The 17,847-nt window shown below is 70.7% G+C and carries 22 protein-coding genes; 10 read left to right on the forward strand and 12 right to left on the reverse strand.

Going from position 1 to position 17,847, the window contains the following annotated elements:
* The first annotated feature begins 43 nt into the window (after positions 1–43).
* Both NBT81_RS03540 and NBT81_RS03545 read left to right on the forward strand, forming a co-directional pair.
* Entirely contained in the window at positions 44–1,000 is a 957-nt protein-coding gene (locus NBT81_RS03540) for a succinylglutamate desuccinylase/aspartoacylase family protein (RefSeq protein ID WP_338741105.1), read from the forward strand.
* Position 1,001: 1 nt separating this feature from the next.
* Entirely contained in the window at positions 1,002–2,072 is a 1,071-nt protein-coding gene (locus NBT81_RS03545) for a pyridoxal-phosphate dependent enzyme (protein WP_338741107.1), read from the forward strand.
* Positions 2,073–2,074: 2 nt separating this feature from the next.
* Here NBT81_RS03545 and NBT81_RS03550 read toward each other — a convergent pair whose 3' ends face one another.
* Together NBT81_RS03550 and NBT81_RS03555 are read right to left on the reverse strand one after the other, a co-directional pair.
* Entirely contained in the window at positions 2,075–2,269 is a 195-nt protein-coding gene (locus NBT81_RS03550; RefSeq protein ID WP_338741108.1) for a DUF7511 domain-containing protein, read from the reverse strand.
* 118 nt (positions 2,270–2,387) lie between these two features.
* Positions 2,388–3,656 carry a tRNA(Ile)(2)-agmatinylcytidine synthase gene (locus NBT81_RS03555; RefSeq protein WP_338741110.1) on the reverse strand — a complete coding sequence of 423 codons (1,269 nt, stop codon included), beginning with the start codon at positions 3,654–3,656 and terminating at the stop codon, positions 2,388–2,390.
* A 215-nt stretch (positions 3,657–3,871) separates the two neighbouring features.
* On the opposite strand from NBT81_RS03555, the gene NBT81_RS03560 reads away from it, so the two are divergent.
* The gene (locus NBT81_RS03560; RefSeq protein ID WP_338741112.1) at positions 3,872–4,843 is read left to right on the forward strand and encodes a transcriptional regulator; all 972 of its coding nucleotides are present in this window, start codon (positions 3,872–3,874) and stop codon (positions 4,841–4,843) included.
* Between the two features lie 51 nt (positions 4,844–4,894).
* On the opposite strand, the gene NBT81_RS03565 is transcribed toward NBT81_RS03560, so the two are convergent.
* Complete coding sequence (locus NBT81_RS03565) at positions 4,895–5,155, reverse strand: glutathione S-transferase N-terminal domain-containing protein (protein ID WP_338741113.1); 261 nt, start codon at positions 5,153–5,155, stop codon at positions 4,895–4,897.
* A 78-nt stretch (positions 5,156–5,233) separates the two neighbouring features.
* Entirely contained in the window at positions 5,234–6,634 is a 1,401-nt protein-coding gene (locus tag NBT81_RS03570) for an NCS2 family permease (RefSeq protein ID WP_338741114.1), read from the reverse strand.
* 86 nt (positions 6,635–6,720) lie between these two features.
* Here NBT81_RS03570 and NBT81_RS03575 point away from each other — a divergent pair, with 86 nt between their 5' ends.
* From NBT81_RS03575 to NBT81_RS03585, 3 genes are read left to right on the forward strand one after another with little or no spacing between them, the layout of a single operon-like run.
* Positions 6,721–7,905: a UxaA family hydrolase gene (locus NBT81_RS03575; RefSeq protein ID WP_338741115.1), complete on the forward strand. Its 1,185-nt coding sequence runs from the start codon at positions 6,721–6,723 to the stop codon at positions 7,903–7,905.
* Entirely contained in the window at positions 7,902–8,246 is a 345-nt protein-coding gene (locus NBT81_RS03580) for a UxaA family hydrolase (protein ID WP_338741116.1), read from the forward strand. The genes NBT81_RS03575 and NBT81_RS03580 overlap by 4 nt, the downstream gene beginning before the upstream one ends.
* Positions 8,243–9,361, forward strand: coding sequence for a UxaA family hydrolase (locus NBT81_RS03585; protein ID WP_338741117.1), 1,119 nt, complete (start codon positions 8,243–8,245; stop codon positions 9,359–9,361). Before NBT81_RS03580 ends, NBT81_RS03585 begins: the two co-directional genes overlap by 4 nt.
* Before the next feature lies 1 nt (position 9,362).
* Here NBT81_RS03585 and pyrE read toward each other — a convergent pair whose 3' ends face one another.
* Both pyrE and NBT81_RS03595 read right to left on the reverse strand, forming a co-directional pair.
* Entirely contained in the window at positions 9,363–9,887 is a 525-nt protein-coding gene (gene pyrE / locus NBT81_RS03590; RefSeq protein ID WP_338741120.1) for an orotate phosphoribosyltransferase, read from the reverse strand.
* A 46-nt stretch (positions 9,888–9,933) separates the two neighbouring features.
* The gene (locus tag NBT81_RS03595) at positions 9,934–10,476 is read right to left on the reverse strand and encodes a CDP-2,3-bis-(O-geranylgeranyl)-sn-glycerol synthase (RefSeq protein ID WP_338741122.1); all 543 of its coding nucleotides are present in this window, start codon (positions 10,474–10,476) and stop codon (positions 9,934–9,936) included.
* 92 nt (positions 10,477–10,568) lie between these two features.
* Here NBT81_RS03595 and NBT81_RS03600 point away from each other — a divergent pair, with 92 nt between their 5' ends.
* On the forward strand, positions 10,569–11,201 hold the full coding sequence (locus tag NBT81_RS03600) for a DUF502 domain-containing protein (protein WP_338741124.1): 633 nt from the start codon (positions 10,569–10,571) through the stop codon (positions 11,199–11,201).
* Positions 11,202–11,205: 4 nt separating this feature from the next.
* Here NBT81_RS03600 and NBT81_RS03605 read toward each other — a convergent pair whose 3' ends face one another.
* From NBT81_RS03605 to NBT81_RS03620, 4 genes are all read right to left on the reverse strand, one after another.
* Positions 11,206–12,159, reverse strand: a complete 954-nt coding sequence (locus NBT81_RS03605; protein WP_338741125.1) for a branched-chain amino acid transaminase — start codon at positions 12,157–12,159, stop codon at positions 11,206–11,208.
* A gap of 209 nt (positions 12,160–12,368) precedes the next feature.
* Positions 12,369–13,325: a metallophosphoesterase gene (locus NBT81_RS03610; protein WP_338741126.1), complete on the reverse strand. Its 957-nt coding sequence runs from the start codon at positions 13,323–13,325 to the stop codon at positions 12,369–12,371.
* Between the two features lie 42 nt (positions 13,326–13,367).
* On the reverse strand, positions 13,368–14,828 hold the full coding sequence (locus tag NBT81_RS03615; protein WP_338741127.1) for a deoxyribodipyrimidine photo-lyase: 1,461 nt from the start codon (positions 14,826–14,828) through the stop codon (positions 13,368–13,370).
* A 42-nt stretch (positions 14,829–14,870) separates the two neighbouring features.
* On the reverse strand, positions 14,871–15,140 hold the full coding sequence (locus tag NBT81_RS03620) for a hypothetical protein (RefSeq protein ID WP_338741128.1): 270 nt from the start codon (positions 15,138–15,140) through the stop codon (positions 14,871–14,873).
* 71 nt (positions 15,141–15,211) lie between these two features.
* Between NBT81_RS03620 and NBT81_RS03625 the strand changes: the two genes are divergently transcribed.
* Positions 15,212–15,388, forward strand: a complete 177-nt coding sequence (locus tag NBT81_RS03625) for a DUF7331 family protein (protein WP_338741130.1) — start codon at positions 15,212–15,214, stop codon at positions 15,386–15,388.
* On the opposite strand, the gene NBT81_RS03630 is transcribed toward NBT81_RS03625, so the two are convergent.
* Positions 15,385–15,582 carry a hypothetical protein gene (locus tag NBT81_RS03630; RefSeq protein ID WP_338741131.1) on the reverse strand — a complete coding sequence of 66 codons (198 nt, stop codon included), beginning with the start codon at positions 15,580–15,582 and terminating at the stop codon, positions 15,385–15,387. The two genes, NBT81_RS03625 and NBT81_RS03630, sit on opposite strands and share 4 nt — an antisense overlap.
* A gap of 47 nt (positions 15,583–15,629) precedes the next feature.
* Here NBT81_RS03630 and NBT81_RS03635 point away from each other — a divergent pair, with 47 nt between their 5' ends.
* On the forward strand, positions 15,630–15,941 hold the full coding sequence (locus NBT81_RS03635) for a hypothetical protein (protein ID WP_338741133.1): 312 nt from the start codon (positions 15,630–15,632) through the stop codon (positions 15,939–15,941).
* A gap of 18 nt (positions 15,942–15,959) precedes the next feature.
* Here the strand turns inward: NBT81_RS03635 and NBT81_RS03640 are convergent, their stop codons facing one another.
* Positions 15,960–16,598, reverse strand: coding sequence for a hypothetical protein (locus tag NBT81_RS03640; protein ID WP_338741135.1), 639 nt, complete (start codon positions 16,596–16,598; stop codon positions 15,960–15,962).
* A 79-nt stretch (positions 16,599–16,677) separates the two neighbouring features.
* Here NBT81_RS03640 and NBT81_RS03645 point away from each other — a divergent pair, with 79 nt between their 5' ends.
* Positions 16,678–17,820, forward strand: coding sequence for an MBL fold metallo-hydrolase (locus NBT81_RS03645; protein WP_338741136.1), 1,143 nt, complete (start codon positions 16,678–16,680; stop codon positions 17,818–17,820).
* Positions 17,821–17,847 lie beyond the last annotated feature (27 nt).

A 17,847-nucleotide genomic window follows, 5' to 3' on the forward strand; every position in this document is an offset into this window, starting at 1 on the left:
CGCGACCGAACCGCTCAAAGGGGCCGAGTTCGTGTGTCGGACAATGACTTCGGTGGGCAGCGCGGACGCCTCGCCCGGGACGGTCGACACCGGCCGTCTCGACGCCGGCGAGACGCGTGACGGCAGTACGTTCGGACTCCCGGTGGCCGTCGTCGAGGGGGCACGTGACGGGAAGACCCTCTACATCCAGGCCGCCAGCGACGGCGACGAGCTCAACGGCGTCGGAGTGGTGCAACGCGTCGTTCCGCGACTCGACCCCGACGAACTCGCCGGGACCGTGGTCTTGGTCGGTATCGTCAACTACCACGCGTTCCAGGTGGCCGAACACCGCAACCCTATCGACGACACGAAGATGAACCGGGCGTACCCCGGCGACGAGAACGGCACGTCGAGCGAGCGCATCGCCGCCGCCACCTACGACGTCGCGCGGGACGCCGACCTCGTCCTCGACCTCCACCAGGGGTCGACCAGCCGCATGATCGACGAGGTCCGGGTGCGGTGTGGCCGCCGCCACCGTCTCCACTCCGAGTGTCTCGACCTCGCGAAGACGTTCGGCTGTGGCTACGTCCTCGACCAGAAGGGGCCGGACGGCCAACTCGCCCGGGTCGCCCCCTCCGACGGCACGCCGGCGATCGACCCCGAACTCGGCGGGGCCGTCGGCTGGAACGAGGGAAGTATCGCCACGGGCGTCGAGGGCGTGTTCAACGTCCTCCGGGGGTACGGCTTCCTCGACGGCGACGGGGCGGTCGAACCCCAGACACGGGCGAAGGCGTTCGACCAGTACGGCTCGCCGGTCGGTGGCCTCGTCCGCTACGAACACGACCTCGGCGACCGGGTCAGCGCCGACGAGACGCTGTTCGAGGTGACCGACCCCTTCGGGGAGTTGAAGGCTCGGATCACCGCCGACAACGACGGCATCTTCTGGCGGAGTCGTCGCCTCCCGCAGGTCGCCACCGGCGAGTACGTCTGCTCGGTCGGCAAGAACGTCGACAGCTACTAGGATGGCGACCGATCTCGTCTGCCCGCGCTGTGATCGGACCTACGCCGACCGCTGGCGCTGTTCCTGTGGATCGCCCCTCGAGTTCGCGTCGGTGCCCCGACCGGAGGGATCCGCGCCCCCGTTCGACGACTTCGATAGCCGGCGTGGGCTGTGGGCGTTCGACGACTTCCTCCCCGTCCCGTCACGCGTCACTCTCGGCGAGGGGTTCACCCCGCTCGTCGACGCGCCGGCGTGGGAGGCGACGTTCAAACTGGAGTACGTCTCCCCGACCGGGAGCTTCAAGGATCGCGGCGCGGCGACGGTCGTCTCCCGGGCGGTCGAACTGGGCGTCGACCGCGTGATCGAGGACTCCTCGGGCAACGCCGGCGCGGCGGTCGCCGCCTACGCAGCCCGCGCGGGCCTCGACGCCGACATCTACGTCCCGGCGTCGGTCACACCGGCCAAGCGCCGGGCCGTCGAGGCTGTCGGCGCGACGGCCGTCACCGTCGACGGCGACCGCGAGGCGGTCTCGGCGGCGTGTCGGCGGGCGGTCGAGGCCGGCGAGGGCTGGTACGCCAGCCACGCCTGGAACCCCGCCTTCTTCGCCGGCACCGAAACCTTCGGCCTCGAACTCGCCGCGCAACGCGACTGGGCCGTCCCCGACGCGGTGGTGGTCCCGCTGGGGCACGGCACGCTCCTGTTGGGCGCGTACCGCGGATTCCGCGCCCTCGTCGACGCGGGGTGGACGGAGCGGATGCCCCGACTGCTCGCCGTGCAGGCGGCGGGGTACGCCCCGGTCGCGGCCGACCGTGGCGGCGGTGTCGATGGGAGGAACGACCTCGCGGACGGGATCCGGATCCGGGATCCGGTGCGGCGGAGCGCCATCGAGACGGCGCTCGACGCGACCGACGGCGACGCGATAGCGGTTCCGGCCGAGGCCGTCGAACGGGCGGTGGCCGACCTCGGTCGCGGCGGATTGCGGGTCGAACCCACGGCCGCCGCCGCCCCCGCGGGGCTCCGCGCCTACCGTGAGCGGGGGGTCGTCGACGACGACGCGGACGTCGTCGTCCCCCTCACCGGGCGGGCGAAGTGAGGTTATCGGACCCCGTCGAGGGCGACGAACGCGTCGCGGTGGGCGGTGATCCACGCGCCGGTCCGACGGTCGGCCGAACGGTCCGAAGGGTAGATCGTACACCGTTCGTCGTCGATGACGTGGTCCAGCCTGAACGTCGGCCACCGATCGAGGGCGGGACTGTCGGGCGTCACGTCGGGGTCGTCGGTCGAACTCACGGCTCGATCCCCCGGTGGCGTGCGAGGCGGGTGAGCATCGTCCACACGGAGCAGCCGACCCCACTTCGATATGTGCTTCTTACCGCCGGTCAACGGGTCGTTGAACGGCTCGTCGGGGTCACCGCTCGGGGTAGGTCGGCGTGTCGAAGCCTCCCCGGATCAGGGGCTTCGCAACGTGGCGACGGGCACACGGCGGCACCTCGTACCAGCCCGGGTCGAGGCGTCGGTCGAGTTCGCGCTCGACCCGACCGGGAGCGGTCGTCCCGCAGTCCCGACAGCGGTAGCCCTGGTCGCGGCCGGCGCTCTCCATCGACCGCCCACAGTCCGGACAGGTCGGCACGGCGGATTCGGTCGTCACGGGGTCCCGGAGCGCGAACTTCTCGAGTTTGAGCGTTCCCTGGCCTACTTCGCCACACACGGTTACCCGATCCCCGGGGCGGAGGGAACGCACTCGGTCGCGGAAGCGCTTGGTGGGTTCGAACGCCACGCAGGGGAGGTGGTCGTCGCCGTCCCGGACGGTCGTGTGGACGTGGCCGCCCGCCCGCGTCTCCGGGGCGTCGTCGACGACGGCGTCGATCCGGTAGGCTCGTCCGTCCCGGACCGTCTCGACCGTCCCCGACTGGAGGTGGGCGTCCGTCCCCTGATTGGTGCGGAAGGTCGCCGACCGATCGACGGGTTCGCTCCCGATAGCCCGCGCCACCTCCCGGACCGTCTCGGGGTCGTCACCGCGGATACCGTAGAGGATTGGCCCCGGTGCCGAGGGGACACAGACGAGTTCGTCCTCGGCACGGTCGACGGTGTCCCACGCGTCGGGGTAGGCCGCCTCGGCCGCCGCGAAAACGCTCTCGCGGTCGACCTCGCGGGGGGTGCCACACCGCTCCAGTTCCCGGTACGCGACGTGTTCGTACGTCCAGTCGTCGAAGGCGCGGCCGGCACCGACCGCCGCGAGCGCGCCGATCCGCCCCCGGCCGCCGTCCCAACCGCGGTGCCGGTAGCCCAGGCGGTCGGCGAGGCCGAGCGCCTCGTCACGGTCGACTCGCTCGTGAACCGCCCGGCGGGCGAGTGCCGCGACCGGATCGGCGACGGTCCCCGTCGACGCGTCCGCGACGACGACGCCCGGACTCGTCTTCGGGTCCTCGACCGCCGCCAGCGACTCGACTGCGTCGACCGCGAGGTCGAACGCGCGGTCGGGGTCGAGGTCGGTTTCGAGACAGAGAGCGGCGTTCCCGCGGGTCTTGAACTCGATCGACGGGTCGAGCCGGATCAGAAGCCGGTGATCGACCGTCCCACCGGCCGTCTCGATGGCGGCGGCCACGCGGGTCGCCACGTATGTCGTACACATCCCGCGCTCTCGGGAGTCGGTGTCGTCGAGGCCGACGAGTGTCACGGACGGACGGAGCGGGCCGACGATCAAAGCCGTTTCGCGTCGGCGTGGGGCGACGGCCCACGGGAAAGGCGTGGGGCGACGGCCCCACGAACGGCCGTGGGAGACGGCCGGCGATCGGACGGTTGGGGCGATCCGTCGTTCGGTCCTGCCAATCGCCAGACGTAAGTCCGATGGCTACACAACTTATATATGTCACGGAACGCTTACCTTTGGGTATGTCACGGTCAGCACTGGTCGGGAACATCACGGCGATGCTCCAAGACGCGGGGTTCGTGGTGAGCGACCGGTGTTCGATCCGCCCCAAGAGCTTCGACCTCGCCGCACGGCGGGGCGACGACCTGCTCTTGGTGAAGATCCTCGCCAACGTCGACGGTCTCGACGCCGAGACCGGCCTCGAGATGCGTCGGCTCGGATCGTACCTGTCGGCGACGCCGCTGGTCATCGGCCTGCGAACCCGCGACGAGGAGCTCAAGCCCGAAGTCGTCTACTTCCGGCACGGCGTCCCCGCGATCAACCCCGACACCGCCTTCGACTTGTTCGTGGAGAACGTCCCGCCGCTCATCTACGCGGCCCCCGGCGGTCTGTACGTCAACATCGACGGCGACCTGCTCTCGGACGAACGCGAGGAGCGCGGCTGGAGTCTGGGTCGGCTGGCGACCGAACTCGGCGTCTCGCGGCGCACCGTCTCGAAGTACGAGGACGGCATGAACGCCAGCATCGAGGTGGCGATCAAACTCGAGGAACTGTTCGACCAGCCGTTCAGCGACCCCGTCGAGGTGCTCGACGGTGCCGAGGCGGTCCGCGACGCCGAGCCGACGCCCGAGGACCCCGCGGTCGACCCCGACGAGGACCACGTCCTCGCCGTCCTCGCCCGTGTCGGATTCACCGTCCACCCGACGAACCGCGCCCCCTTCACCGCCGTCAGCGAGGACGGCGACCACGAGATCGAGAACCTGCTAACGGGTCACTCCGCGTTCACCCGGAGTGCCGAGAAGCGCGCCCGCATCATGTCCTCGCTGGGCGAGGTGACCCGAACGCGGTCGGTGTACGTCACGGAGGAACGCGAGAAGCGCGACGCCGTCGAGGGGACCGCCCTCGTCAGCCAGGAGGAACTCTCGGCACTCCGGGACGCCGACGACCTCCGCGACCTCATTTTGGAGCGTGCCCGCGCACCGGCCGAGAGTTAGCCTCCCGCACGCGCCGAGGTTTTCGGGTCGTACGTGGTCGGCGTCGGGCCGTCAGTTCGCGGCGCCGGCGCCGTACGTCTCGTCGAGGTAGTCGACGATGTCGTCGCTCTCTGCCATGCCCTCGACGTCGTTGTCGGGGTCGACGAGCACCGGCACGCCGGTCTGACCGCTCACGTCTTCGACCTTCGTCCGCTCCGAGTGGGAGCGTGGCACCTCGTGGGACGTGTACTCGAGACCGAGTTCGTCGAGTTTGGTCTTGACTTTTGCGCAGTACGGACAGCCGGGCAGTTCGTAGAGTTCCAGCGTTGCCATCGTGTCCGCTTGGGTCTCGGAGAACTTGAGGTCGGCGGGCGTGTGCGCGGGGCGCGTCCGGCGACCACGGCGGACGCCCTACGCCAGCGTGCGTGTGCGAACCACGTAGTACAGGACGAACGCCGCCGCGAGCGTCCAGTGGCCGAGGCGGATGTCGCTCCACTCGCCGCGGGCGGCCTTCACGATGGGGAACGTGACGATGCCGGCCGCGATGCCGGTCGCGATGGAGTAGGTGAATGGCATGACGAGGATGGTCATCCCCGCGGGGATGGCATAAGAGAGGTCGTCCCACGCGATGTCGACGACGTTGCTCAGCATGACGACGCCGATGACCACCAGGGCGATGTGGGAGGCGTAGAGCGGGATGGCGGCCGCGAGTGGGACGGCCGCGAGCGACGCCAGAAAGAGCAGGGCGACCACCAGCGCGGTCATTCCCGTTCGGCCACCCTCCTCGACGCCCGAGGCCGACTCGATGTACGTGGTGACCGTCGACGTGCCCAGCATGCCGCCGACGGTCGTCCCGACGGCGTCGGCCATCAGCGGCCGGTCGATGTCGGGCAGGTTCCCGTTCTCGTCGAGGAAGCCGGCGATCTGTGAGACGCCGGTGAGCGTGCCCGCGGTGTCGAAGAAGTCGACGAAGAAGAAGGTGAACACGACCAGCGCGAAGGTGAACGCCTCGATGTCGGCGAGACCGACGACGAAGGCGCCCGCGAGCGGCGTGATGTCGTAGGTCGCACCCGCGCCGCCGGCGACGAGTCGCCCGGCGGCGTCGCCACCCACGAGGCCGGCGGTGGCGACGCCCCACCCGAGTGCCGCCGTCGCGAGGATGCCGAGGACGATCGAGCCACGGAGACCGCGGGCGTAGAGCGCGAGCGTCAGGAAGAGGCCGACGACGGAGACGATGGCGACCGGGTCCGAGGCGACCGGGCCCAGGGTAACGAGCGTCGCCGGATCGGCCGTGACGATGTTCATCGCCTGCAGACCGATGATGGTCAGAAAGAGGCCGATCCCGGTGCCGACCGCGAACTTGACGGGTTCGGGAAACGCTCGGATGACGTACTCGCGTGCCCCCACGGCGGTGAGGACGATGAAGACGACCCCCTCGACGACGACGGCGGCGAGGGCCGTCTGCCAGGGGATGCCGAGTGCGCCGACGACGGTGAACGCGAAGAAGGCGTTCAGGCCGAGTCCCGGTGCCTGTCCGAACGGTCGGTTCGCGTACAGCGCCATGATGAGCGTCGCCGTCGCCGCGGCGACGATGGTGACGACGGCGAGCATCGACTGCACCTCGCCGGGCCCGTACCCCGAGACGACGATGCCGGGTTTCTCGCCCGGAATCCCCGCGAGGATGCTCGGGTTCACCACGACGATGTACGACATCGTCAGGAAGGTGGTGACGCCCGCGAGCACCTCGGTACGGAGGTCGGTGCCGTGTTCCTCGAACCCGAAGTACGACGCCAGCGACTCGCGAAGTGGCATATACAGCCCGTATCCCACATTCGGAACTTAACGGTTGGCATGACCGACGTGCGAACCTCTATTGTCTGGCGGGCGCGTGATCCGGTATGGACGAGTTCGAGGGCTACCGTCGTCCGGACGGGGCGGTCGGCGTCAGGAACCACGTCGCGGTGATCCCGATATCGGTGACTGCGAGCGGACTGGCAAAGCGCGTGGCGAACGATGCCGGCGACGGAGTCCGCGCGACGCCACACGGGATGGGCGCCCGCCAGCCGGCCCCGGCCCGCGAGCAGACCCGGCGCGTCCTCAGTGGCGTGGGTCGCAATCCGAACGTCGGCGCAGCGCTCGTCGTCGCGCTCGGGACCGAGGAGATCGATACCGACGCCATCGCCGACGACGTCGCCGCGACGGGCAAGCCGGTCGAGACGCTCAGCATCCGCGAGGTCGGCGGCACGGCGGCCGCCGTCGAGGCGGGGATCGAGCGGGCCCGCGGGCTCCGGGCCGAGGCCGACGGCGCGCGTCGCGAGTCGGCCGACGCGTCGGAGCTGATCTTCGCCGTCGAGTGTGGCGGGAGCGACGCCACCAGCGGGATCGCCGCCAACCCCGCCGTCGGGGACGCCTGCGACCGCCTCGTCGCCGCCGGCGGCACCGTCTCGTTCAGCGAGACGCCTGAGTTCATCGGCGCGGAACACGTCCTCGCGGAGCGCTGTGTGGACCAGACGACCCGCGACCGCCTCCTCGACCGCGTCGCGGCGCGCGAGGACATGGCGCGGGAGATGGGTGTCGACCTCCGGGGCGCACAGCCGACCCCCGGGAACAAGGAGGGTGGGCTGACGACCATCGAGGAGAAGAGTCTCGGCGCGATCGTCAAGGGCGGGACGACACCGATCCGCGGACTGGTCGACTACGCCGAGTCCCTCCCGACCGGCGGCGGTCTCGTCTTGATGGACACGCCGGGATTCGACGTCGAGAGCGTCGTCGGCAAGGTCGCCGGCGGCGCACAGGTCGTCGCGTTCACGACCGGACGGGGGAGCACCACCGGCAACCCGATCGCCCCCGTGATCAAGGTGACCGGCAACCCCAACACGTGGGATCGCATGGCGAACAACATCGACGTGAACGCGAGCACGGTGATGGACGGCGAGTCGCTGCCGTCGATCGGCGAGCGGATCTACCGGACGATCCTCGACACCGCCGACGGCCGCCGGACCGAGGCCGAGCGCCGCGGCCTGACCGAGTTCGCGATCAACGAGGTCCACGCGACGGCCCCCAGAGGGGGGACGGGATCGTGAAGGGGACCGTCGTCGACGACGTCGCACTCGTCATGGACGCCGGCGACGTGGTCGCGACGGCGCTCGCGGACCTCGACGCAGGCGACCGACTCCCGCCCGCCGAGGGGACGCCGATCGACGAGCCGATCCGACTCGAGGAGGACGTCCCATTCGGCCACAAGGTCGCGCTCGTCCGGATCGACGCCGGCGACGAGGTGCAGAAGTACGGCGAGGTGATCGGGCGGGCGAGCGACGGCATCGCTCCCGGGGAGTGGGTCCACACGCACAACTGCGAGAGCACCCGAGGTCGCGGGGATCTGGAGGATGCGGGCGCCGACGATCCGGGCGGTGAGGCGGTGTGACCGCGCCGTCGACGGTCGACGAGTCGAGGGACGGCCCCGCGACCGACGGCGACCCGTGGCCGGTCGACGCCTACGACCGCCCGGACGGCGTCGGGGTCCGCGACCGGCTGCTGGTGCTCCCGTCAGTGATCTGCTCGCACCAGGTTGCGGATCGGATCGCCGACGCCGTCGACGGCGCGGTGAGCGCGTCCCACGACCACGGCTGTTCCCAACTCGGTGCGGACGAGACACAGACCGAGCGCAGCCTCCGAGGGGTCGCGAACAATCCCAACGTCGCCGGCGCCGTCGTCGTCGGCTTGGGGTGTGAGGGCGTCCAGAGCGATGCCCTGGCGGCGACCCTCGCGGACGACGGCGTCCCGGTTCGGGAACTCTCCATCCAGGGGGTCGGCGGGTCAGCAGAGGCGGTCGAGAGGGGCGTCGACCACGCTCGCGCGCTGATCGATCGGGGGTCGCGGACGGCGACGGCCGGTCTCGGCGACCTCACCGTCGGCGTCGTGAGCGGCGACCTCCGGGACTCGACGGTCGAGCGCGCCGACCCGCTGGTGGGGTCGCTCGTCGACCGCGTCGTCGAGGCCGGCGGGCGGGTCGTCGTCGCGGGGACCGAACGGCTCCGCCCCCACGCCGACGCGGTCGAGGGCACGGACCGCCTCGGCGCGGTGCTGGGCGGCGGGGACGCGCCGCGGACGGCGGGGCCCGCCCGCCGAGCGGCCGAGCGGTCGGTCGAGGAAGTCACGCGGGCGTGGGGTGGGCGACCGATCAGAGAACTGGTGCCGTACGGCGCGCCGGCGACCCACGACTCGGGCGTGGCGCTCGTCGACGCGCCGGCGCAGTTCGCGGAGGCCGCGACGGGGCTGGCGGCCGCCGGCGCGCACGTCGTCGTCCACGCCACGGCCGACGGCGTCCCGACCGGCCACCCCATCGTCCCCGTCTGCAAGGTGACCGGGGACGGCGAGACCTACGCCGCACTCGAAGGCGACATCGACGTCGACGCGCGGGCGGCGAGCGCCGCCGACCTCGCGTCGACGGTGGGGCGTGTCGCCGGCGGCGAGCGGACCTGTGCCGAGCGACACGGGCTGACGACCTTCGCCATCACGCGTGTCGGCCCCTCGATGTGAGTCACTCGTCGGCCAGGAGTTCGGTCGCCGTGAGCAACGACTCCAGTTCGATCCCGTGATCGGCGAGCAACTCGCTCGCGCCCTCCTCGCGGTCGACGACGACGAGCACCCGGTCGACTGTCGCGCCGGCCTCGCGGAGCGCTTCGACGGCGTCGAGTGCGCTCCGCCCGGTGGTGGCGATGTCCTCGAGGACGACCACGCGGTCGCCGTCGTCGAGGCGTCCCTCGATTCGGTTGCCCGTGCCGTACTCCTTGGCCTGCTTGCGGGCGATCACGTAGGGACGGCCGGTCTCGGCGCTCGTCACCGCCACGAGGGGAACCGCACCGAGGGCGATGCCGGCGAGTGTCGTGTCGTCGCCGACGCGGTCGGCGAAGGCCGACGCGATCAGACGGAGACACTGCGGGTCGGTCTCGAAGAGGTACTTGTCGACGTAGTAGTCGCTCGTTCCGCCGTGCGAGAGTTCGAACTCGCCGAACTTCACGGCCTCGGCCGCCCGGAGCGCGTCGATGAGGTCCTGGTCCGTCATTAGGGTGTTCGGGGCCGCGAACCGACATAAACCGGACGATCCGGTCTCACCACGGCTCCGATTTCAGGCCGAGGAGATACGCCCCGGCGTTCGTCGTGACGTGGAGCAGGGGCGTGGCGACGAGGACGACCCCCAGTCGGGGGAGCGAGAAGGTCGACGGCGTCCACGCCGGCGCGAGCAGCGCCGCGAGCGCGAGTGCGCCGACGACGAAGTCGAGTTGGTCGAGCCCCGGGACGGCCGCGCCGCGCTCTCGACCCAGGCGACGCTTCACTAGGGACGCACCGATGTCACCGAGCATCGCGCCGAGCGCCAACCCGAGGGCGGCCCGGAGCGGGAAGGCCGGGAGCGTCGTCCCCAGGGCGTCGCCGACGGCGGTCCGGACGGCGTTCAGCCCGACTGCGAGTGCGACGCCCGCGAGCGTCCCCGCGGCGGTGCCGCGCCAGGTCTTGCCGTCGCCGAGGAGGCGGCGGTCGCCGAGGGTTCGTCCGCCGTCGATCGGCCGACCCCCGCCGGCGAGGACCGCGACGTTGTTCGGCACGTACGCCGGCAGCATCGCCCAGAGCGCACCGGCGACCAGCGAGACGATCATGCGGACGTGTGGTGTCCGCGGGGTGTTAATCCCCGGCGGTTCGTCCCGTTCGTGTGAACACGCTGAAGACCCCGGCTGCCCATCACTCCCCAATGTCCTCGTGGAGACGCGACATCGCCAGCGGGCTGGTGGTGCTCGTGCCGATCCTCGTCATCGTGTTCGTCCTCAACTGGCTGTACTCCCGGGTGGCGGATCTGCCGATCATCGACACGCTCCCGCCGTACTACGGCGTGCCAGTCGCCCTCGTCGTGTTCGCCATGCTGGTGCTGTCGGTCGGCTACCTGATGCGGACGACCGCTGGACGCCTGTTCGAGGGTGTCCTCGACAGCGCGATGAACCGCGTGCCGCTCGTCCGCATCCTCTACAACGCCTCGAAACTGGCCGTCGAGACGGCTCTCACCGGCACCGAGGACCTCCAGAAGCCGGTTCGACTGGAGACGTGGCCGGGGATCAACATGACCGCGTTCAAGACGGGGAAGACCACGCCGGACGGCGAGGTGGTGTTGTTCATGCCCACCGCACCGAACATCACCACCGGCTTCGTCATCGAGGTCGACCCCGACCGGATCGAGGAGACGGGCGAGAGCGTCGAGGAGGCGCTGACGCGCATCCTCAGCGCGGGGTTCGCGGAGGAAGACACCGCTCACGGCGTCGACATCGCCGTCGACCCCGTCGACGGCGCGGATGCGGACGTGGACGCCGCCGACGAAGACGACGGCCGGTAGACACCTACGCGTCCGTCTCGACGAACTCGAACCAGTCGGCGTGGTCGTCGGTCCGGCGCTCGATCAGGTCGAAAAAGGCCTCCTGAACGTCGGTCGTCACCGGACCACGGGTCCCCTCGCCGATGACGACGTTGTCGATCTTCCGGATCGGCGTCACCTCGGCTGCAGTGCCGGAGAAGAACAGTTCGTCCGCGGTGTTGAGTTCGCCGCGGCTGATCGTGGCGTCGTCGTGGACGGTGTATCCCAGTTCGCGCGCGAGGGTGATGACCGTGTTTCGGGTGATCCCGTCGAGGATCCCCTCGGCGAGTCCGGGGGTGTAGATCTCGCCGTCACGGACGAGAAAGAGGTTCTCGCCCGGCCCCTCGGCGACGTTGCCCTCCTGGTTGAGCAGGATGGCCTCGGCGTAGCCCTCGCGTTTGGCCTCCAGACTCGCGAGGACGCTGTTGACGTACGGTCCGGTCGTCTTGGCGTTCGTCGGAATCTGCGAGGAGGCGTACTTGCGCCACGAGGAGACCGTGACCTCGACACCCTCTTCGAGGGCGTCCTCGCCCAGATAGGCCCCCCACGGCCAGACGGCGATGGCGACCCGTTCCGGGCAGTCCTCGGGACCCAGCCCCAGCATGTCGTAGCCGTAGAACGCGACGGGTCGGATGTAACAGGAGTGCAACTCCTGTCGGCGGATGAGTTCCTTCGTCGCCGCGGTCAGTTCCTCCCGATCGAAGGGAATCTCGAGGTTGTACGGCTGTCCCGACTGGTAGAAGCGGTCGAGGTGTTCGTCCCACCGGAAGATGGCCGGTCCCTCCTCGGTGTCGTAACACCGGACCCCCTCGAAGACGCCAGTACCGTAGTGGAGGCCGTGTGTGAGCACGTGGATCTGGGCGTCCTCCCAGTCGACGAACTCGCCGTCCATCCAGATGGTGTCGACGTCGCCTGCCTCGAGCATCTCGTCGAATCCCATCTCACGCCCCTCCTGTGTCGGGGCGTGCACTTCCCGTCCAGGTCGCGTCGGCAGAAGCCATCGTATCGAGCGACATCGGTTACCACGTCCTTAGCCCAATCCGCTCTTAACAGTTTCCGTGCGCGTTACGATCGCCCCCCCCGGGAGTTCGGGACTATCGACGGTCGACGGGGACCGTGCACCGAACACGGCCGCCGTGTCGTGGCGGGTCAACTGCGCTCCCCTCGGCGGCCGCCGGGGTGATCGAAGGAGCGTTCGGCCACGCTCCCGTCGGGGCGTCGACGGAGGGCAGAGAGGCCGTCGACCGTCTCGACGAGGACGGCCTCACCCCCTGCAGTCCGTCGGTTACGCCGGATGACGTTCTCACAGACGACGTTGCCGGTGCGCGTGGGCCGGTCGTGGCGCGTGTGGCCGACCACCTGTGGCGGCGCGTCCGGGGGGAGGCGGGAGAAGTCCAGCCACGCGAGACCGGCCCCCTCGCCCCGTCCCCCGCGGCCGCCGAGACCGAGGACGAGGGGGTACTCCTCGATGGCGCGGCGCTGAGTGGTCTCGTCGCTGGGTGTCCCGACCGCCGCCGCGACGTCCTCGGCGGCCGCGGCGAGGGCGTCGTTGGCGGCCGCCACGTCGTAGGGGTCGGGGCGACCCGCGTGGGCGTAGGTAACGCCGTATCCCTCGTAGGCCGCGACGACGTGGCCGTCACGGATCGCGCGACAGAACGCTCGCCGACCGTCGTCGCCGATCCGCCCGGAGTACCAGTCCCGCCAGCCGAAGCTGTCGGGGGTGAGCACGCCCATCTCGTGGTTGCCGAGCGTGACGCGGACGCGACCCGGCGGGGCTTCGGCGAGCAGTCGTGAGACCAGTCGGACGACCGCTTCGTTGTCGGGGCCGCGGTCGATCAGGTCGCCGTTGAACACCAGGACGTACCCCCCGTCGGCCCAGTGGAGGCGGCCGTCGTCGTCCGGGACGACGACCGGATCGTACTCCGGGTGGTCCGCGAGTGTCAGGAGCGCACGCCGCGCGTCGTCGAGGTAGCCGTGGATGTCGCTGATGCTCACGATCGGCGTGTGGTCGGTGGGATCGACGCCATCGCGGAGCCGCTTCGACAGGGTGGCGATCCCGTCTCGATCGGCGATGTCGGGGAACGGTTCGGTCGGTCGTGGGTCCATACCGCAACGACGTGCCCCGGCCGACCTGAGGATGTCGGTGGCTCAGTCGTCGTCGGCCTCGCCGCGCGCCCGTTCGAACATGGCGAGGGCTCGTTCTCGTCGGTCGCCGTGGTCGACGATCGGCGCCGGGTAGTCGGGAGCGGTCCGCCGTCGCTGGGTCGGCGAGAGGTCGGTCCAGTCGTGGATCAGGTCGGGGTCGACGCCGCGGAGTTCCGGAACGTACTCGCGGATGTACTCGGCGTCGGGGTCGTGGCGTTCGCCCTGTGTCGTCGGGTTGAAGATCCGGAAGTAGGGCTGGGCGTCGGTGCCGGTCGAAGCGGCCCACTGCCAGCCGCCGTTGTCGTTCGCTGGGTTGTGGTCGGCGAGTTTCCGGCGGAACCAGTCGTACCCCTCCCGCCAGTCGATCAGCAGGTCCTTCGTCAGGAAGGAGGCGACGATCATCCGCACGCGGTTGTGCATGTACGCCTCCTCGCGGAGTTGCCGCATCCCGGCGTCGACGATGGGGTACCCCGTCTCGCCGTTCCTCCATGCGCGGAGTTCGCCGGCGTCGTCGCGCCACTCGATGTCGTTCTCGTAGTCACGGTAGTTCTCCGTCACCACCTCGGGGTTGAAATAGAGGACGTGGTGGTAGAACTCCCGCCACGCGAGTTCGCCACGGAACGTCTCGACGGCCTCGCGAGCGTCGGCGTCGGGAGCGTCCTCGCGGGCGCGCACCACCCGGTCGTGGACCGTCCGGACGCCGACGGTGCCGTGGGTGAGGTGTGGCGAGAGCCGGGAGGTGGCGTCGGCCGCCGGCCGGTCGCGCGCCCGCTCGTATCGGTAGATCGGCCCCGAGCAGAACTCGTTGAGTCGGTGACGAGCTTCCTCGTAGCCGCCGGTCGGAACCGTCGCTTCGGGTTCCTCGAAGCCCAGGTCGTCGAGGGTGGGAATGGGTGTGTCGCGGTCCGGCGCGGCGAGGCGGTCCGCTCCCGGTGCCGGCACCGACTCGCGTTTCTCCCGGTCGCGCCACTTCTTCCAGAAGTAACTGTACACCGAGTACGGCTCCCCCTCGTTCGTCGTGATCGATCCCGGTTCGTGGTGGAGGTGGTCGTGGAGGGTGTGGCTCTCGACGCCGTCGGCGTCGAGGCGCTCCCGGACGCGCTGGTCGCGTCGCCGGCCGAGTCCGGAGTATGCCTGCGCCCAGGAGACGGCGTCCGCGTCGTACGCGTCGGCGAGGCGAGCGAGTTCCTCGGGTGCGGATCCCCGGACCACGAGAAGGTCGCTCTCGCGGGTGCGGTACCACTCGCGGAGCCGTTCGAGGCTGTCGATGACGAACGCGATCCGTGGGGGAGCGGCGTGGTCCAGGATCCGTGGGTCGAACACGTACACTGGGAGGATCGGCTCGTCACCGGCGCGCGGAGCGCGCCGGTTTCCCGAGGAGCGTGGCTCCTCGTCCGAATCGACCGTCGAAAGGGGTAGATTGTCGGACGGTCGCAGATCGGTCCGGTGCCAGTGGAGGCGCATGCCGGGCGATAGGGGCGGGTCGAAATAAACCCTCGATCCGGACTACCGGCGCGAGTCGACCTCGCGAGCCATCGCCCGACAGTGCTCGATGGCCGTGGGCGGATCGGTGTCGACCGCCGCCAGCGCCCGGTCACAGCCCTGGAGCAGGCGGGAGCGGAACTCGCACTCGGGGAGTTTGTTCGTCGCCACCGTCTCGGCGCTCGTGAGGCACTGTCGAGCGGTGTCCGGGTCGCCGTCGTCGAGCGCCGTCACCGCCGACTCGAACAACTGGCCGAGGACGTCCATCACGTCGCCGGAGAACTCGCTGGACACGGCGGGCGTAGGATCCCGACCCCCAAGACGGCGTCGACGGGAGCGAATCGGTCGAGTGACGTGGTCGCTCGGTGGACCACCGACCAATGCAGGACCGACCGCTCGCCGGAGGGGGTACCGCCCCCGACCCGATCGACCTCGACGACTACGCCGCCTACGAGGACGGCACGTCGATGGTGATCTGCGACCGGACGAACCCCACCGCGTGGATACGGGCGGCGACGGCGACGACGACGCTCGACCCCTAGTCGACCGGGCAGACGTCTGACCGGACCTCGGCGCGGCCGTCGTCCATCGCCGTGACCGTCCCCTCGATGGGGACGTGGTGGGCGTTGCTGACCCCGTCGCCGGGCGTGGCGACCATCTCGCCCGCGGCCACCTCGTCGCCGGGCGAGACGACCGGCTTCCCGGCCCCGACGACGCCGATGCCGCCGTTGGTCATGAGGGGACGCCGACTGCGTCGGGGACCAGTCGCGTCGGGTCGGTCTCGTGATCGCCCGCCGTCCAGCCGCGGGTGTCGAGGACGTCGATCCGACCCTCGCCGTACGTGTTGGCGGCTACGGTATCCGTGTCGAGGACGAGGAGGCCGTTGGTCCGCTTGGACGCCCGGAACGTCGCGGGCGCGCCGTCGGTCCGGAAACACCACCCCGGGCCCCCATGCAGGAGGACTTCGGTATCCGAGAGGGAGCCGATCGGTCCGCCCGCCGCTTAGAGGAGGTCGGCGGCGGGCGTCCCCACGGGCACGTCGAGAGAGCGATGCTCGGGGACGTTGCCGTCGACGAGACGACGGGCGCGGAGTGACCCCGACTCCCCGGTCGCTCAACACACCGGTTTCGGATCGATCCCGAGGCCGTCGAGTCGGCGCTCGTACTCCTCGTAGGCGACGTCGACCGTCCGCTCTGCGGCCGTCGCCGCGCGCTCCCAGTCCGCCTCGCCCGCACAGCAGTCCTCGAGGAGGGCACCCCCCTCGTCGACGAGTGCCTCCGTCTCCGCGCGGAGGTCCCGGATCGTGTCGGCCGCAGTCTCGTCGGCCTCGTTGACGAAGAAGTTCACCACCTGGAGCAGCGATCGGGCACTCACGAGTGGGCGCGCGACGAGTCCCGCGGCGACTCGCTCCGGCGTCGTCTCCAGCCCCCGGAGGTAGTCGTGGATCGGATCCGGATCGGGCTCGGCGTCGTCGACCGCCGTCTCCGACAGCGCGGCCGCCCGCTCCGCGTGTTCTCGCTCCAAGGCCGCGACGCGTTCGAAGGCGGCCCGCGCCTCGGGGTCGGTCTCGGCGTCGGCCCACCGCTCGAACGTCGCCGCGGCGCGGCGCTCGGCGTCGACGGTCGCCGACACCACGTGCGTGCGGTCGAGGCGCGCCTCCGTCGTCGCGACCAGTGCCTTCTCCGAGCCGAGGCGGTCGAGTTCCGTGGTCGTGCGGTCGGTCACCGTCTCGACCAGGCTGTCGCCGTCCATACCCTCCGCTTGGGTGGCGATACGCCTCACTCTGTCGGCGACTCCAACGCTTAACGCCCTCGGGAGCGTAGGGACGCCGATGACCGACACCGCCGGCAGCGTCACCGCGGCCGCGCTCCGGGATCGACTGGCCGCGGGCGACCCGGTGACGCTGCTCGACGTCCGAAACCGCGACGATGTAGACCGCTGGCGGATCGAGGGGCCGTCGGTCGACCGCCACCACGTCCCCTATATGAAGTTCGTCGCCGCCGGTGCCACGGGTGGGGCCGCGGACCTTGTGCCGGCGAACGCCCGCGAACCGATCGTCGTCGTCTGCCCGCGGGGCGAGGCGAGCGCGGAGGTGGCCGCGGGACTCGCGGCGGCGGGGGTCGACGCCGAGAACCTCGCGGGTGGCATGGACGCGTGGGCGCGACTGCTCGGTCGCTCGCCGGTGCCCGCCGAGGGGGGTGACGCCACGGTCTACCAGTACCACCGCCCCGCGAGTGGGTGTCTCGGCTACGCCGTCGTCGCGGGCGGCGAGATGGCCGTGATCGACCCGCTGCGTGCCTTCGTCGACCGGTACCGCGCGGACGCCGCCGATCTGGGCGCGACGATCACGTACGCCGTCGACACGCACGTCCACGCCGACCACGTCAGCGGGGTGCGGGCGCTTTCGGCGGCGACCGACGCGACGCCCGTGCTGTCGGCGTCGGCGGTCGGGCGCGGCGTCGTCGGCACGTTCGACATGGTCCGCGACGGCGACGTCCTCGACGTGGGTGGCGCGAGCGTCGCGGCCGTCGCACTCCCCGGCCACACGACGGGAATGACCGGGTTCCGGATCGGCGGGACCCTCCTGACGGGTGATAGCCTCTTCCTCGACGCCGTCGCCCGACCCGACCTACAGGAGGACGCCGACCCCGCTGTGCAGGCCCGAGAGCTGTACGCGACGCTCACCGAGCGACTGGGCGCGTTCGGCGACGACGTCCTCGTCGCGCCCGGTCACACCGACGCGGGCGTTGGCGACGACACGCCGGCAGTCGCCCGACTCGGCGACCTCCGGGGCCGACTCCCCCTCTTCGGCACGGACGAGTCGACGTTCGTCGACCGGGTCACCCGCGCCGGGGCGGAACCGGCCAACGCCGCTCGGATCGCCGCCGTCAACCGAGGCGTGGAGACCGTCGACGACGAGACCGCGTTCGAACTCGAACTGGGGCCGAACAACTGCGCCGCGGGCGGGGTGTGACTGCCGCCCCGTCCCCGGACCATTTAT

This window comes from Haloplanus sp. CK5-1, assembly GCF_037201915.1.
GTDB classification, from domain to species: Archaea; Halobacteriota; Halobacteria; order Halobacteriales; family Haloferacaceae; genus Haloplanus; species Haloplanus salilacus.